Annotated in this window: 10 protein-coding genes and 1 tRNA gene; 8 read left to right on the forward strand and 3 right to left on the reverse strand. The window is 65.8% G+C overall.

Features of this window, described 5'->3' with window-relative positions:
- Positions 1-52: 52 nt before the first annotated feature.
- Positions 53-123 (forward strand) — tRNA-Gln (locus ACIRA7_RS09975).
- A 126-nt stretch (positions 124-249) separates the two neighbouring features.
- On the opposite strand, the gene ACIRA7_RS09980 is transcribed toward ACIRA7_RS09975, so the two are convergent.
- The gene (locus tag ACIRA7_RS09980; RefSeq protein ID WP_396220694.1) at positions 250-3,342 is read right to left on the reverse strand and encodes a carboxypeptidase regulatory-like domain-containing protein; all 3,093 of its coding nucleotides are present in this window, start codon (positions 3,340-3,342) and stop codon (positions 250-252) included.
- Positions 3,343-3,731: 389 nt separating this feature from the next.
- Between ACIRA7_RS09980 and ACIRA7_RS09985 the strand changes: the two genes are divergently transcribed.
- From ACIRA7_RS09985 to ACIRA7_RS10000, 4 genes are all read left to right on the forward strand, one after another.
- Positions 3,732-4,697, forward strand: coding sequence for a ribose-phosphate diphosphokinase (locus tag ACIRA7_RS09985; RefSeq protein ID WP_396220695.1), 966 nt, complete (start codon positions 3,732-3,734; stop codon positions 4,695-4,697).
- A 78-nt stretch (positions 4,698-4,775) separates the two neighbouring features.
- On the forward strand, positions 4,776-5,408 hold the full coding sequence (locus tag ACIRA7_RS09990) for a 50S ribosomal protein L25/general stress protein Ctc (protein ID WP_396220696.1): 633 nt from the start codon (positions 4,776-4,778) through the stop codon (positions 5,406-5,408).
- A gap of 54 nt (positions 5,409-5,462) precedes the next feature.
- A complete protein-coding gene (gene pth / locus ACIRA7_RS09995; protein WP_396220697.1) occupies positions 5,463-6,086 on the forward strand; it encodes an aminoacyl-tRNA hydrolase in 624 nt (207 codons plus the stop codon).
- 50 nt (positions 6,087-6,136) lie between these two features.
- Positions 6,137-7,456: an amidohydrolase family protein gene (locus tag ACIRA7_RS10000; protein ID WP_396220698.1), complete on the forward strand. Its 1,320-nt coding sequence runs from the start codon at positions 6,137-6,139 to the stop codon at positions 7,454-7,456.
- A 4-nt stretch (positions 7,457-7,460) separates the two neighbouring features.
- On the opposite strand, the gene ACIRA7_RS10005 is transcribed toward ACIRA7_RS10000, so the two are convergent.
- Both ACIRA7_RS10005 and ACIRA7_RS10010 read right to left on the reverse strand, forming a co-directional pair.
- Positions 7,461-8,855, reverse strand: coding sequence for a carboxypeptidase-like regulatory domain-containing protein (locus tag ACIRA7_RS10005; RefSeq protein WP_396220699.1), 1,395 nt, complete (start codon positions 8,853-8,855; stop codon positions 7,461-7,463).
- Positions 8,856-8,858: 3 nt separating this feature from the next.
- Positions 8,859-10,256, reverse strand: coding sequence for a carboxypeptidase regulatory-like domain-containing protein (locus tag ACIRA7_RS10010; RefSeq protein WP_396220700.1), 1,398 nt, complete (start codon positions 10,254-10,256; stop codon positions 8,859-8,861).
- Between the two features lie 37 nt (positions 10,257-10,293).
- Between ACIRA7_RS10010 and ACIRA7_RS10015 the strand changes: the two genes are divergently transcribed.
- From ACIRA7_RS10015 to ACIRA7_RS10025, 3 genes are read left to right on the forward strand one after another with little or no spacing between them, the layout of a single operon-like run.
- Positions 10,294-11,559 (forward strand): sialidase family protein, encoded by a 1,266-nt coding sequence (locus ACIRA7_RS10015; protein WP_396220701.1) that lies wholly within the window; start codon positions 10,294-10,296, stop codon positions 11,557-11,559.
- A complete protein-coding gene (locus ACIRA7_RS10020) occupies positions 11,556-13,322 on the forward strand; it encodes a M28 family metallopeptidase (protein WP_396220702.1) in 1,767 nt (588 codons plus the stop codon). Before ACIRA7_RS10015 ends, ACIRA7_RS10020 begins: the two co-directional genes overlap by 4 nt.
- A 44-nt stretch (positions 13,323-13,366) precedes the next feature.
- A complete protein-coding gene (locus ACIRA7_RS10025; protein WP_396220703.1) occupies positions 13,367-15,415 on the forward strand; it encodes a sodium-translocating pyrophosphatase in 2,049 nt (682 codons plus the stop codon).
- Positions 15,416-15,577 lie beyond the last annotated feature (162 nt).

The raw sequence follows: 15,577 nt of genomic DNA on the forward strand, positions 1-15,577 counted from the left end.
CGCAGTCGGGCCCCGGGGTAGCATACGGACGTTCGTCGCAGGTGCAGCAGCTGGCCTATCGTATAACGGCTATTACCTCGGCCTTTGAAGCCGATGATCTCGGTTCGATTCCGAGTGGGCCTATCGACACCGGACAACGCGAATGGCGAGGCAGCGGAACCACCGCTGCCTCGCCATTCGCGTTCTACACCACCCGATGCGTCCGAGCCGCTACCGGCGGCCGATGGTCAGGCAGCCCGCGGGCTGGAATCAGAACTGGTACCGCAAGCCCAACTGCATCTGGTACCGGTTGCCCGACTTGACCGTGCGGCCAAAGTTCGGATTCACGCGGTAGCGATACTCGCGAGCAGCTTGATCGAAGCTGATCACATTCAGCAGCGTCTGGTTGGCACCCGGGACCACGCGCACCGCGCCCCAGTTGTGATTGATCAGCGCGGCGGCGTTGAACACATCGAGCGTCAGTTCGGCGCGCTGTCCGCGAATCGACGGCAGCTTTTGCGACAGGCGCACGTCTACCTGCGTGACGAACGGATTGCGAATCGCGTTTCGCTCGACGATCTGCCCCACGGTGGCGTTCAGATAGCTGGCACCGGTGTTGAGCGGGCTGCCGTACACCAGCCGGAGCGAGTCCGCAAAACCGGCGCGAAGGCCCGGCGTTGACGGGTCGAACACGAACGCCAGGTCATTCTGATTGCCGAACGAGCTGCCAGCGCCGACATCATCACCGTTGATGTCCTGCGCTACCGTGGCCGACCACGGCGTGCCCGACTGCCCGATCACGCGGGCACTGAACTGGAAGCCCTTGATCTCCGGCGTGGCGCCGAACAACACGAGCTTGTGACGGAAATCCGTGTTGCTGGCGCCCCACGTGGCGATTCGCGGATCGCCCGGCACCGGCGTGAACACCGAGCTGATGGCGATACAGCAGTTGAACGAGCTGTTGTCGCGCGTCTGATTGAAGGTGAACGATCCACTGATCGAGCCGTTCCGCGGGAGGCGCAGCGCGGCATCGACGAAGAACGCCTTCTGATGCTGTGCAGCATCGCTGCGAAGCTCGAGGACGCGCTGGAACTGCGAGAACGGACGGGCCAGCACCGGATTCCGACCGCCAGTCGCGGTGATGCTGGTGGACGGTACGAACACCGGTCGCCCCGCTTCGTTGGCCAGCGTGAAATCCGGCGTCGGCCGCAGGTTCAGATCGACGTACCGATAGAGCTCGTTGGTCTGCGCATACTGTGCCGCGGCGCCAAGGGTCAGGTTGCCGTTGAAGAGACGACGCTGGTACGCAATGTCACTCTTCCACGTGCGCGGCACCTTGAAGTCGGGGCCGAAGAAGTTGACGTACTGCGGCCGTGGTCCGCTGCCAGCCGGAATCCCCGGGACGTTGGCAAACGACTGGCGATAGCTGACAAAGTCCGGCGTCGGCACCGCGGCGCCCGTGAGGAGCACATCGGCCAACTGCGAGCCATCGTTGAGCAGGTTGTTGATGTGCGCCATGTAGTGCGGCTGCGACGTGAAGTAGCCGCTGCCGACGCGCACGAGATTCTGGCCGGCGCGGCCAGGTGTCCACGTCATCTGAGCCCGCGGCTGGATGGCGAAGTCGGTGGGCGCCAGATCGGTCCGCTTGCCGAAGGCCCCCTCGATCGCGGCGTTCGGGTTGGCGGCCGTCAGGAACGCCGACACGTCAGCGCGTAAGCCGGCCGTCAGGTTGAGATTGTCGCGCACGCGGAACTCGCCCTGCGCGAACACACCACCATCGTACACCCACTGCCGCATGCGGGGTTCGAGATTCTGAATCGGCACCAAGCGCGCGAACGACGACGGCCGACGCGCCTCGAGGGCCGCCAGATTGGCAAACTGGAAGAGACCGTCGGTCTCGATGGACACGAACATCGAGAGGTTGTTCAGCGAATGGTCCGTGCCCAGGGTGAACGCCGAGCGATCGCCGTCGAAACGCAGCACGTCGACCAGCTGATACGACTCCTCGGTCTGCAGCTCCGGGCTCGTGCGCTGTCCACCAAACTGCAGGATCTGATTCGTGCCCGTACCGCCGGTGGGCAACGCGGAGGATACGTTCACCCACCCACGCGGCAAACGTGTGTTCGGCTCGTTCTCCAGAATGCGGTTGGTGTACGCTAACCGCACGTCATTGGTGAGACGACTGCCGAGATTCGACTTCACCGACGCCATCGTCTGTATTTCGCGCGACTTCTGATTGCCGCGGCTCTCGAGCACCGACAGCTCACGGTCCGGGATCGAGTTACCATACAGGAAGTCGGAATACGTCGTGCGCAACGTCGCGCGATGCGCCTCGTTGATCTGGTAGTCCAAACGCCCGAACACGGTGTTCAGCGTGTTGGCGCGATCGAACGTGCCAACCTGACGGTCGCTTGGGAGACCGTACGACCGGCGAAGAATGTCCAGGAACCGCGTCACACTGTCAGGCGCCACCTGCAACCGTGACCAGTCGGCGTTGTTCTCCACCTGCAGCGTGGAGAAAGGCTCGGCCACTTGCTGGCGATCATAGGCTACGAAGTAGTGCAGTTTGTCCTTCACGATCGCGCCGCCCATCGACCCGCCGAACTGCAGATTGTCGAAGCTGGTGACGTTCTGCCCAAGGAAGTTCGTCTTCGTGGTGAGCGCCTGATTGCGGTTGTACACGAAGAGCGAGCCGTTGGTCGTGTTGGTACCGGCGCGCGTCGCCACGTTCACCGCGCCGGCTCCCTGCCGACCTTGCGTCACGTCGTACACGTTCGTCACCACTTCGAACTCACGGACGGCTTCCACCGAGATGGAGTACGGGCCGCGGCCGAAGCCCGCGCCCCAGATCGTGTTCTTCGCCTGGACACCATCCACGCGAATGTCGGTTCCGGTGACTCGACCACCGGCAATCGACGACGACGACGTGATGATGCCGCCGGTGCCGGCGCGAGAAGTCGTCGGCGCCAGGATCGCGAGATCGGCGAACGAGCGGTCCTGAATCGGCAGCTGGCGGATTTCCTTTTCGCTGACGACGGTACTGCCGCCGACGCGCTCCGCCCGCTTGCTCTCCCGGTCTGCCCGGACATCAATCGCCGCCAGTTCCGTTGCCGAGACGTCCAAGACCAGATCGAGCGTCACACGATCGCCCAGATTGAGCATCAACCCGCTGCGCTGCGCCGGACGGAAGCCAAGCTGCCGGACCGTCAGGGTGTAGGGACCGCCAATCGGCAGCTGCGCAAAGACGTAGCGCCCCCGCGCATCGGTCTGCCGGGTCTGCTGAGTGCCGGTGGAAAGGTTGCGCGCGGTTACCGTGGCACCCACCACTGCGGCGCCTGCGGCCGACCGAACCTGACCGGCCACGAACCCTTCAGTAGCCTGAGCGTTCGCTCGAGAGACAGGAAGTCCGGTCAATACGACCGAAAATAGTGCGCCGAGGACACGGCGGACATGAGAAGTACGCATGGCTCGTTGGAGGAAGAAAGAGGGAGCGTCGTCACACTGTGACGCCTCGTACACTTCCTCTCGTCGGTGAGCATTTGCCGACAGCGTGACCACAGGTCGGTCACGACTCGGCGACGACGGTGGCTCCGCAGATGTGCCGCTGCCCCTCCCTCTGAGACACCGATTTGGCTATGCTTGATGGCTGGTCAGGGACGGAGCCGCCGCGCCTCGCACGAGGTACCGGCGACACTCCGCCCCCTTTGTACTGGTTCCGTACCAACACACTTCATGCAGGTCGAGACCCCCGGATGACTCCGTTGCTGGACGTACCGTCTCCGTTGCCGCGCGGCTTCAAGATCCTCTCCGGAACGGCGAATCGGCCGCTCGCGGAAGAGGTCGCGAGGATGCTGGGCACCGAGCTGTGTAAGGTGACCTGTACGCGCTTCGCCGACGGAGAAGTGTTCGTCCGAATCGACGAGAACATTCGTGGTGCGGACGTGTTCGTGGTGCAACCCACGAATCCGCCGGGCGAGAACGTGCTCGAGCTGCTGCTCCTCATTGACGCCGCGCGCCGTGCCTCGGCCGCCCGGGTCACCGCCGTGTTGCCGTATACGGGATACGCACGGCAAGACCGCAAGGATCAGCCGCGCGTCGCCATTGGCGCCAAGCTCATGGCCAACCTCATCGAGACGGCCGGCGCCGATCGTGTCCTCGGTCTCGATTTTCATGCGCACCAGCTGCAAGGGTTCTTCGACGTGCCCGTCGATCACCTGTATGCCGCGCCGGTATTCACGAATTATTTCCGCAAGAAGGGGCTCAAGGACCTGTGCGTGGTGGCCCCCGACGTCGGATCGGCCAAGATGGCGCGCGGCTTTGCCAAGCGTCTCGACGCCACCTTCGCCATCATCGACAAGCGTCGCCCCAAGGCCAATGTGGCCGAAGTGATGAACGTCGTCGGTGAAGTCGAAGGCCGGGATTGTCTCATTCCCGACGACATGATCGACACGGCCGGCACCGTCTCCGAAGCCGCCCGTGCCCTGAGGAATCTCGGTGCGAACGACATCTACGTGTGTGCCACACACGCGCTGTTCAGCGGCCCCGCCGTGGAACGGCTCACGAACGCACCGATCAAGGAAGTCGTGGTGACCGACTCCATCAATCTCCCCCCCGAGCGACGCTTTCCGTCGCTGCAGGTGCTCTCGGTGGGCGAGCTGCTGGCGAAGGCCATCCGATTCACGCATGCCGATCAGTCGGTGAGCGTGTTGTTCGAATAACGGCGAAGCACGCCGTTACTGGCCGGGCCGACCATTTCCGGTTACTCCCGAACCACTTTATCTCAGAGGTTAGTCACAATGTCCACCGCTTCTCTCTCCGCGTCCGTTCGCACCGAAACGGGTAAGGGCGCCGCTCGCAAGATCCGTCAGGCCGGCAGCATTCCCGCAGTGATCTACGGCCACGGCCGCGAGGCGCAGTCGCTCACGATCAATGCGCGCGAGACCGACAAGCTCCTCAAGAGCATCGCGATCAGCAGCACCGTGATCGAGCTCTCCATCGATGGCAAGTCGTCCCGCACGCTGATCCGCGAAGTACAGCGCCACCCGTTCAAGCGCACCATCACGCACATCGACTTCCAGGAGCTCGTGGCGGGTGAGACGGTGTCGGTGCATTGCCCGATCGTCTACATCGGCGTGCCGGAAGGCGTCCGCCTCGAAGGCGGCCTGCTCGACCAGATCATGCACCAGCTCCACATCGAAGTGGATCCGTCGGCGATCCCGAACCACATCGACGTCGACGTGTCGTCGCTGAAGGTCGGCAAGTCGCTGCACGTGTCCGATCTCACGCTCCCGGCCGGCATCAAGCTGCTCGACGAGCCGGGCACCACGGTCTGTATCGTGCAGGTGCCGAAGGTGGCCGTGGAAACCGTCGCCGATGGCGCCGCCGAGCCGGAAGTGATCCGCGCGAAGCCCAAGGCCGACGAGAAGTAAGCTCGGCGATCGCTCGTTTTCGCTCGTTCGTACGGGGCGCGGAGTCCGTTCGGCATGGTCACCCCACGCTGGCGCATTCCGCGCCCCGCCCGTTTACCCCTGCGTATGAAAGTCATCGTCGGACTCGGCAATCCCGGCCGGGAATACGAGCACACGCGACACAACGTGGGATGGTGGCTGGTGGACCATCTCGCGCATCAGTGGCACTTCGACCCCTGGCGGAAAGACGGCGACGCCGTGACCACTCAAGGCATGGTGGGCGGCAAGAAGGTCAAGCTCGTCAAGCCGCAGACGTTCATGAACCTCAGCGGCGCCGCCCTCCGACCGTATCTCAAGCGCGAAGGATGGAAAGCCGCCGACGATCTCATGGTCATCGTCGACGAAGTCGCCGTACCCGCCGGCGAGTATCGCCTGCGCGCGGCCGGCAGCCCGGGCGGACACAATGGCCTCAAGAGCATCGAGTCCCATCTCAAGTCGCCCACCTACCCGCGCCTGCGCATCGGCATCAAGCCGGTCGATGAGCGCCGCCAGATCGGCGATCTGGCCGACTTCGTGCTGCACACCATGCCGCGCGACGAGCGGGACCTGGTCGAAGCGCTGTATCCGCGCATGGTGGCCGCGCTCGAACTGTGGATCGCCGACGGCACCGAGAAGGCCGTGAGCACGATGGGGCGTTAGCGCGCCCGTCCGCCTGCACGCAAGGCATCATCGCGGAGTAGTTTCTCGGCATGCGACCTTCTCTTCGAATTCTGACCGCCGCCGCGTCGGCGACCGTGGCGTTCAGCGCGGCGATAGCCGGACCAGCCGCCGCACAGTCCGCCCAGGCGCCCCGCGTCACCGCGATCCACGTGGACCGCGTCATCGTCGGTGACGGCACGCAGATCGCTGATGCCATGGTGATCGTGCGCGGCGAACGCATCCTCGACGTCGGCCCCGCCAGCACCGTGCGCGTGCCTGCCGGAGCAACGCGCCTCGACCTGGCCGGTTACACCCTGCTCCCCGGTTTCATCGACGCGCACACGCACCTCACGTCGATCGACAACGACGGCGGCGACTTGGCGGTGCTCAAGGAGACGCCGGCGCACGGCGCGATCTATGCCACGATCAATGCGAAGAAGACGCTCGACGCCGGCTTCACCACCGTGCGCGAAGCGGGCAGTACCGATTTCGTCGACGTGGTCGTGCGCGATGCCATCACCCGCGGCCTCATCCCCGGCCCGCGCATTCACGCGTCGGGGCCGGCCCTCGGCAGCACCGGTGGCCACGCCGACGTAAACGGATGGAGCCCGTTCCTTGCCGTGCCCGGTACCGGAGCCATCGTTGACGGCGCCGACGCCGTGCGCAAGCAGGTGCGCACGAACGTGAAATACGGCGCCGATCAGATCAAGATCGTTGCCACCGGCGGCATTCTCTCGGTGGGCGACGCCGTCGGCGCCGCGCAGTTCGGCATGGATGAACTCACCGCCGCAGTGGCGGAAGCGACCCGACTTGGCCGCAAGGTCATGGCCCACGCCCACGCCGGCGATGGGCTCAAGGCGGCCGTCCTGGCCGGCGTCGCCAGCATCGAGCACGGCAGCCTCGTCGACGACCAAGCCATCAGCTTCATGAAGGAGAAGGGCACGTACCTCGTGCCCACCCTCATCATTCTCGAAGAGATCGTCACCGACGGCGCCCGCAAAGGCGTGCCCGCCAACTCGATCGCCAAGGCCACCGCCATCGCCGGCGAACGGCGGGTGCGCCTGCGCGCCGCCTACCAAGCCGGCGTGAAATTCGCCCTGGGCACCGATGCCACCAGCGACATTCACGGCCGCAACGGGGAGGAGTTCAAGTACATGGTGGACATCCTCGGCGCCACGCCGATGGAGGCCATCACCGTCGGCACCATGAACGGCGCCACCCTGCTCGGCGTCGAACGGGAGCTCGGCAGCGTGACGACCGGCAAGCTCGCCGATCTGGTGGCGGTCAAGGGCGACCCGCTGCGCGACGTCTCGCTACTCGCGAAGGTGTCCTACGTGATGAAGGGCGGCGTAATCACCAAGCAGCCGTAATGCGTTAACGCTTCGCGTTGATGTGCTGCTTCGTCCAGAGCACGACGACCGCGCACTGATTGCCCGCCGTCTGAAAGCGCGCCGGCGCCTGCATCTCGTTGTTGAAGATTTCCACGGCGGCGATTTCATCCTTTGGCAGGCGGGCAATCATGTTGTCGGGGATGTTCGGCTCCCGTACGCCGTTCACCCACAACGACGCCATGCAGTCGCCGCGTCCACGAATCACGAAGTCTCCCGGCGCGCGTCCCATCTGCGTACGGATACCGGGCAGCAGATCCAGCGCCTGGCGCGTGCGATCGTACTTCGCGAAGTGCGTGGAATCCACGAAGCGGCCAAGCCCCGACGCCTTCCGCTCGTCGAGCTCCGTGGCGTCGCGGGACTTGACGCGCGTGGAGCGGATGTTGACCTGCTCCACCAGCGCGCCCTTCTCCACCAGCACTTCGAGCCCCGTCACGCCCTTTTCGAGCACATCAAGCTGCTTGGCCACGGTCACGTAGCCGATCTTGCGCGCCGACACCATGCGGCTGCCGGTGGGCACGTTGTTGATCGTGAAGCGGCCATTGGGGCCCGACATGATCTCGGTGGCAAAGCCGCCAAACGTGACCGTCGCGGCCGGAACCGAGGCCCCCGTCTCATCGACCACGCGTCCCTGCACGGTGGCGGTAGCCGTCGGGCCGGCGGTGGCGCCGAGGACGAGATCGACGCGACGCAGCGAGGCGGCGTCGGCGTCGACCAACACGTTGTCGCTGCGGTACTGCGACGACGACGCCACCAGCGCGGCCGGGCCGAACTCCTGCACGCCGCAGAAGATGTAACTGCCCAACGAGTCGCTGCGCACCGTCATCGATTCGAACTTGGGCGTCGTGTCGAGCAGACTCTTGACCGCCTGCCACTGCAGCACGAGCCCGACGCCCGCCACGCGGGTGGCGCCGTCGGCGGCCGTGGTGGAGCCGAACAGAATGCCGCCCATGCCGTTGGCGGGGCGACGCTGGCCCACGCACAGCCGGGCCCAGGCCGTGTTCATGCCTGGCGTCGCCACGATGGGACGTTCCCACGGTCCGTCGCCCTCAGGGCGCGTCGCGATCAACTCCCCGAGTCCGAGGCGATCGGCCCGCTCGTGGAACGCGACCAGGCGCATGACGCGCATACGGCTGTAGATCGTGAACCGGCCAAGGGAATCGCTGGCGGCGGACTCGCCGCCCGGCTCCGCCGTGATGAGCGCGCCGGCCATCGGCCGAAAGGCCAGACTGTCATAGGCAAGGCCGCGAACGGTATCCGGACGCTGCGATACCGGCGCGACCTGCGCGCCCAACGACGATCCACCGAGCAGGCCGGCCAGCACCAGGGCGAGTCCCTTCATCGTCCTCGCCATCTTCTGTTCGAATCCACGACGCGTCACGCGCTATCCCCGCAAGAAGTTCTTGGTCCACACCAGCAGCACCGCACACGAATTGCCGAGCGGTCGAAAGCGAACCGGCGCAAGCGCATCCGAGTTGAACAGCTCCATCGCCGCGATGTTCTCGGGCGGCAGCACGGCCAGATACGCGGAGCTTTCGACGACGCCATCAACATAAATGTACGCGCGACAACGTACCCCGCCGGAGCCGAATCTCCCAAGCAGCGTGAAGTCGATGCCGTTGTTCGCCGTCGCCACCTGCAGTGCCGGATACTGCCGCAAGGCCGATTGGAGCCTGGGGAATTTCATGATCGTCGTGGAGTCCATCACCCTGCCGATGCCGGCCCGTGCGCGCTCTTCGAACTCCCGGAGGTCTCGGGAGACCGATCGACGGGCGGTGATACGCACACCCTCAATGGTGACGCCGCGTTCGACCATCACCGTGTACGCCGCCACGCCGCGCGTGAGGACATCGATGGGCGCCAGATACGGGAGGATGCCGACTTTGCGCACCGAGAGCATCCGCGTACCGGTCGGCACGCCGGCCACGCGGAAACGCCCGTCCGCGCCGGAGCGCGCGGACGATTCCACACCATCGATCGTGATCATCGCGTCCGATACGGGCTGCCCCTCGGCATCCTGCACCGTGCCCTGCACTGACGTGCGGGACGCGATATCGGTTGTCCCCAGCATCAGATTCGCGCGGCGAATCGGCACCACGTCGCCGGGCAGGAGCAGCGCCGCGGAACGCACCGTCGGCGCCACGGCGATGACGCCAGCCGGGCCGAACTCCTGCACGCCACAGACCACGTAGTCGCCCGCACTATCGCTGCGGACCACCCGTGTTTTGTAGCGAGGCATCGTATCGGCCCGCAGCTCCGTCGTCTCCCATTGCAGTTCCACCTGCGCGCCGCCCAGTCGGGTGCTGCCGTCGGCGGCCATCGTCCGCCCGAACACGATGCCACCGAGTCCGTTCCGTGGACGCCGGCCGCTGCAGAAGCGCGCCCAGACGGACTCGATGCTCGGTGTTGCCAGTCGCGGTGCCCAACGGCCCGAGACATCACCGCGCTCCGCACGGAGGGCCCCAAGGCCCACGCGATCGAGCAGCTCGTGATACACCACGAGACGGGAGATTCGCGAAGCCGACAGCAACAGGAAGCGGCCCGCGGAGTCGGTGGTAGCCGAGACCTCGCCGCCGTCCGCCGACACAAAAGCCCCCCCGACCGGCATGCCGGACAGGCTGTCAAAAACGACCCCCTGCACGGTGTCGACCGGGGTGGTTCGGACACCGACCGAGGTGGACTGCGCCACCGCGTCGCCGGGCGCGAGCAACGCAACCGTCGCCGCCACGAGCAGGCAACGTACGGCCTCCGAGGCCAATTCCCGCTTCACTGCACTCAGCATAGTTGCTCGGAACCGAAGAGTCGCCCAACGTTGTAGTATGCTACAACAACTTCCGGCCCGGAGGCTGCTCGTCGCCAGTCTCGTGATCGTGGCCACCGCCGTAGGCTCCGCCTGTGGCACCCGAGACGTGGCCGCCACGGCATCGTCCGCCACCGCCATCCTCGGCGCCGTCGAAGAGCTCCCCAGCCCGGCACCGGCCGGCAGCAAGACGCCGTTCGTCATCACCGACGACAGCGGCGCAGCGTATATGTCGTGGACGGAGCAGCGCGCCGACTCCTCGTTCGCCATTCGACTCGCCAAGTGGAACGGCACCGCCTGGGATTCCTCGCGCACGATAGCCGCCGACCGCCCGTTCTTCGTGAATTGGGCCGATTTCCCCGCGATCGTGAAGCTGGACAACGGCGACCTCGCCGCCCACTGGCTCGAGCGCGAAGGCACGAGCACCTACGCCTACGGCATTCGCACCGTGCGCTCGCGGGACGACGGCCGCACGTGGAGCGCCCCCGTGACGCCGCACACCGACGGGCTGGCCGCCGAGCATGGGTTCGTGTCGCTCTGGTCGGAGGGTGGCCGAAACCTGGGCCTCGTGTGGCTCGACGGCCGCAAGAGTGCCATGAAGGACTCCACACGAGAGATGACCGTGCGCACCGCCGTGGTGCGCGACGACGGGTCCCTCTCGAGGGAAGCCGTGCTGGACGCCCGTACCTGCGATTGCTGTCAGACCGCCACCGCGAAGGGCTCGCAGGGGCGCGTGATCGTTTATCGGGATCGCTCGGACAAGGACATCCGCGACATCGCCATCGTGCGCGAGTTGGTCGGTGGCTGGAGCCCGCCGGTGCTCGTCCACGCCGACGACTGGTTCTATCCGGGGTGCCCCGTGAACGGCCCGCAGGTGGCGGCCAGCGGCAAAACGGTGGTCGTGGCCTGGTACACGGCCGCCCATGACACGGCGCGTGTGCTGGTGGCCACCTCGACCGATGGCGGCGCCACGTTCGGGGCTCCAGTGCGCATCGACGACGGCGATCCCATCGGCCGCGTCTCCATCGTGCTCGACAGCCGGGCGGAACCGATCGTGGCCTGGCTCGAACAGCGCACGACGGATGAAGCCGAAGTCCTCGTGCGACGCGTGACCGGCACCACCGTTAGTGAAACCCGCAGTCTGGCCCGTACGTCGGGAGCACGGCAAAGCGGCTTCCCGCGTCTCGCGGTGCTGCGTGATACCCTGTTGGCAACCTGGACGACCACGAAGCCGGCACCTCAGGTGCACGTGGCTCGTCTTCCCCTTTCTTCGAGTCCGCGATGAGTTCTGTGGTAATCCGTGCGGTGCAGCGCACCGCGTCGATCGGCACCCTCGTGGTGGCCGGTTCGATCAGCTTTGCTGCCATGTCGTCGGTCGTGAGCGCGCAGGACGCGCCCAAGTCACAGCCGCTCGCCACCGCGCCGGTACCGCGCACCGCGTTGCCGCTCAAGCTCGCGCCGCGCCCCACCAAGAGCGCCATCACCGCCGACGATCTGATGACGCGGCTGTACATCTTCGCCGACGATTCGCTGATGGGTCGCGATGCCGGCACCGAAGGCAGCTTCAAGGCCACCGAGTTGCTGGCGCGCGAAGCCAAGCGCCTGGGCCTGCAGCCGGCCGGTGACAGCGGCACGTTCTTCCAGACGCTGCCGCTCAAGAGCAAGAAGGTCGACCCGATGTCGTCGTTCATCGCCGGCGGCGCATCGCTCGAACTGGGCAAGGAGTGGGGCTTCAAGAGCGGCAGCACGATGACCTTCAACGACACGCCGGTAGTGTTCGGTGGGGTGATGGGTGAAGCGGGGCTCCTGCCGGCTGACCAGGTGGCCGGCAAGCTGGTGGTGCTCACAGTGCCACTCTCGCAGGCCGCCGTGCAGCAGGCGGTGGAAGGTGACATCGATGTACCGGCCGGGGCTGCCGGCATCCTGCTCGTGGTCCCACAACAGGCGGCTGGCGTGTTCGGCTACGTGCTGCGCCCCGGCGTGTACGTGGACGATCCTGCCTTTGGCGGACCGCGACTGTTCGTCGGCGCCGGCGCGATGTCGAAGTTGTTCACGCAGCCGGCGAGCGAACTCAAGGCCGGTACGGTCGGCACGAGCGTCAACGTGAAGGCGATCCTCGACGTCGTGCCGTCGCCGTTCGCCGCGCGCAACGTGGTGGCGATCCTGCCAGGCAGCGATCCGAAGCTCAAGAATCAGTATGTCGCCGTCGGCGCGCACAGCGATCACGTGGGGATGTCGCGTCGCGCGGTCGACCACGACTCGGTGTTGATCTTCAACCGTATCGTGCGTCCCGGCGGCGCCGAAAACGATGACAAGATGGGCAACGCCGAACAGTTCGCGCAGATCAACGCCGAGCTGGCCGAGATGCGGAAGTCGAGCCCGACGCGTCGCGATTCGATCTTCAACGGCGCCGACGATGACGGCTCGGGCTCGGTCGCGGTGCAGGAAATCGCCGAGCTGCTGTCCACGATGAAGGTCAAGCCGAAGCGCTCCACGCTGTTCGTGTGGCACGTCGGCGAAGAGAAGGGTCTGTGGGGCTCGAAGTTCTTCACCGAGCACAGCACCGTTTCACGTGACTCCATCGTGGCGCAGCTCAACATCGACATGCTGGGCCGCGGATCGGCTACCGACCTCACCGGCACCTCCAAGGAAGGTCAGGAGCTGCGCGGTGGCCCCGACTACCTGCAGCTCATCGGGTCGCGCCGCCTCTCCACCGAGCTCGGTGATCTCGTCGAAAGCGTAAACAAGACGAAGAAGCACAACCTGGTGTTCGACTACGGCATGGATGCGAACGACCATCCCATGAACATCTATTGCCGCAGCGACCACTACGAGTACGCCAAGTGGGGCGTGCCGGTCACCTTCTTCACCACCGGCGGTCACTCGGCGTATCACCAGCTCACCGACGAGCCGCAATACATCGACTATCCGCACATGCAGCGGGTGACGAAACTGATTGCGGATGTGGCGATCGAGCTTGGCAACCGGACCGGTCGTCCGGTGGTCAACCAGCCCAAGCTCGACCCGCGCGGCGTCTGCAAGCAGTAGTCCAAGCCGGGTTCGGTCACCTTCGTTTCTCCAGTCACACCTTCATGTTCGAGCAACTCCCGATGCTGTCGTTGGGCGCGGGCGTCGTCGGCCTCATCGCGACGTTCCTGACCTTCGGCGGTATTCGCCGGCTCTCACCCGGTACGCCGGCCATGCAGGAGCTGGCCGGCGAAATCCACGTCGGCGCGATGGCCTTCCTGCGCGCCGAGTACGTGGTGCTCCTGCCTTTCCTGCTCATCGTGGCCGGGCTGCTGGGCTGGGCGATCGGTGTGAAGACGGCCATCGCCTACGTCATCGGTGGTCTGCTTTCGGTGGCTAGCGGCTGGATCGGGATGCAGGGGGCCACGGCCGCCAACGTGCGTACGGCGGAAGCGGCCCGCAGCAGCGGACAGGCGGCGGCACTCCGCGTGGCGTTCGGCGGTGGCTCCATCATGGGGCTCGCCGTCGCGTCGCTCGGACTGGCTGGTATCGCGATCGTGTTCGCGTTTCTCGCCAAGAATGAGGTGACGGCCGACGCGAAAACGTTCGCCGAGATCATCTCCGGCTTCGCGATGGGTGCCTCCTCGATCGCGCTGTTTGCGCGCGTCGGCGGCGGCATCTACACGAAGGCCGCCGACGTTGGCGCCGACCTCGTGGGCAAGGTCGAAGCGGGCATCCCGGAAGATGATCCGCGCAACCCGGCCACCATCGCCGACAACGTCGGTGACAACGTGGGCGACGTGGCCGGACTTGGCGCCGACATCTTCGAGAGCTACGTGGGCGGTATCGTGGCCACGATCGCCCTCGCGGCCACCAGCGTGCTGATCCCCGAAGCCACGCGCGTGAACGCGATGCTGCTGCCGGTGGCGTACACGGCGGCCGGACTCGTGGCCTCGCTGATCGGCATCTTCATGATGCGCATTCTGGCCAAGGGTGATCCGGCCAACGCGTTGCGCCTGGTCACATTCATCGCGGCCGGCCTGTTCCTCGTGTTCGCGTATTTCATCACGAACATGGTGCCGCTGAACATGACGACCGAAGCGGGCGCCGCGCTGCCCGTGCTCGGACCGTTCTACGCCGTCATCGCCGGTACGGTGTCCGGGATCTCCATCGGTCTCGTGACCGAGTACTACACGGCTGCCGGCCCGGTGCGCCGCATCGCCGAAGCCTCGCAGACGGGCCCGGCCACGAACATCATCGCTGGCCTCGCGGTCGGCATGGAAAGCTGCATCGTGCCGGTGCTGCTCATTTGCGCCGCCATCTGGGTGTCGTTCACGTCGGCCGGTTTGTACGGCATCGCCATCGCTTCGGTGGGCATGCTCGCCACGGTCGGCGTCACGATGTCGGTCGATGCCTACGGCCCCATCTCGGACAACGCGGGTGGTATCGCCGAGATGAGCCATCTCGGACCGGAAGTCCGCAAGATCACCGACGGCCTCGACGCGCTCGGCAACACCACCGCCGCGATCGGCAAGGGCTTCGCCATCGGCTCGGCGGCCCTCACGGCGCTGGCGCTGTTCTCGGCCTACGCTTCGGCAGTGAACCTCACCACGCTCAACCTGATCGACCCGATGGTCGTGATCGGCATGTTCGTGGGTGGCGTGGTGCCGTTCTACGTCGGTGCGTCCACGATGACCGCCGTGGGCCGTGCGGCGCAGGGGATGGTGGAAGAAGTCCGTCGTCAGTTCCGCGAAATCCCGGGGCTGCTCGAAGGCAAGCCGGGCGTGAAGCCCGACTCGGCGCGCTGCGTCGAGATCTCGACCAAGGCCGCGATCCGCGAAATGATCGCGCCGGGCCTCGTGGCGATTCTGCTCCCCGTGCTCGTCGGCAAGTTCCTCGGCGTGACCGCGCTGGGCGGCCTGCTGGCCGGGGCCACGGTAACGGGCGTGATGATGGCGCTGTTCATGGCCAACGCCGGCGGCGCGTGGGACAACGCCAAGAAGATGATCGAAGGCGGCATCCTGGGCGGCAAAGGCTCCGATCCGCACAAGGCCGCGGTGGTGGGTGACACCGTGGGGGATCCGTTCAAGGACACCAGCGGACCGGCCATGAATATTCTCATCAAGCTGATGAGCGTGGTGAGTTTGGTTTTGGCCCCGTGGTTTCTTCGATAAAACGCACAACTCCAAACGTTGTACTCACAACGCGAGACTCACGTGAGTGTCGGGTCACGAGTTCGAGTGCCGGGTCGTGGGTAACTCACCACCCCAAACGCTGACTCGCGACGCGAGACTCACGTGAGTTTCGGGTCACGAGTTCGAGTCCCGGGTCATGGG

It is taken from the genome of Gemmatimonas sp. (assembly GCF_044376735.1).
Taxonomy (GTDB): Bacteria; Gemmatimonadota; Gemmatimonadetes; order Gemmatimonadales; family Gemmatimonadaceae; genus Gemmatimonas.

Bases quoted from the DNA above. Each gene is read 5' to 3' on its own strand.
- ACIRA7_RS10025 (WP_396220703.1), top strand. From the start codon at position 13,367: ATGTTCGAGCAACTCCCGATGCTGTCGTTGGGCGCGGGCGTCGTCGGC.
- ACIRA7_RS10015 (WP_396220701.1), top strand. From the start codon at position 10,294: ATGCTACAACAACTTCCGGCCCGGAGGCTGCTCGTCGCCAGTCTCGTG.
- ACIRA7_RS09990 (WP_396220696.1), top strand. From the start codon at position 4,776: ATGTCCACCGCTTCTCTCTCCGCGTCCGTTCGCACCGAAACGGGTAAG.
- ACIRA7_RS10010 (WP_396220700.1), bottom strand. From the start codon at position 10,256: ATGCTGAGTGCAGTGAAGCGGGAATTGGCCTCGGAGGCCGTACGTTGC.
- pth (WP_396220697.1), top strand. From the start codon at position 5,463: ATGGTCACCCCACGCTGGCGCATTCCGCGCCCCGCCCGTTTACCCCTG.
- ACIRA7_RS09985 (WP_396220695.1), top strand. From the start codon at position 3,732: ATGACTCCGTTGCTGGACGTACCGTCTCCGTTGCCGCGCGGCTTCAAG.
- ACIRA7_RS10020 (WP_396220702.1), top strand. From the start codon at position 11,556: ATGAGTTCTGTGGTAATCCGTGCGGTGCAGCGCACCGCGTCGATCGGC.
- ACIRA7_RS10000 (WP_396220698.1), top strand. From the start codon at position 6,137: ATGCGACCTTCTCTTCGAATTCTGACCGCCGCCGCGTCGGCGACCGTG.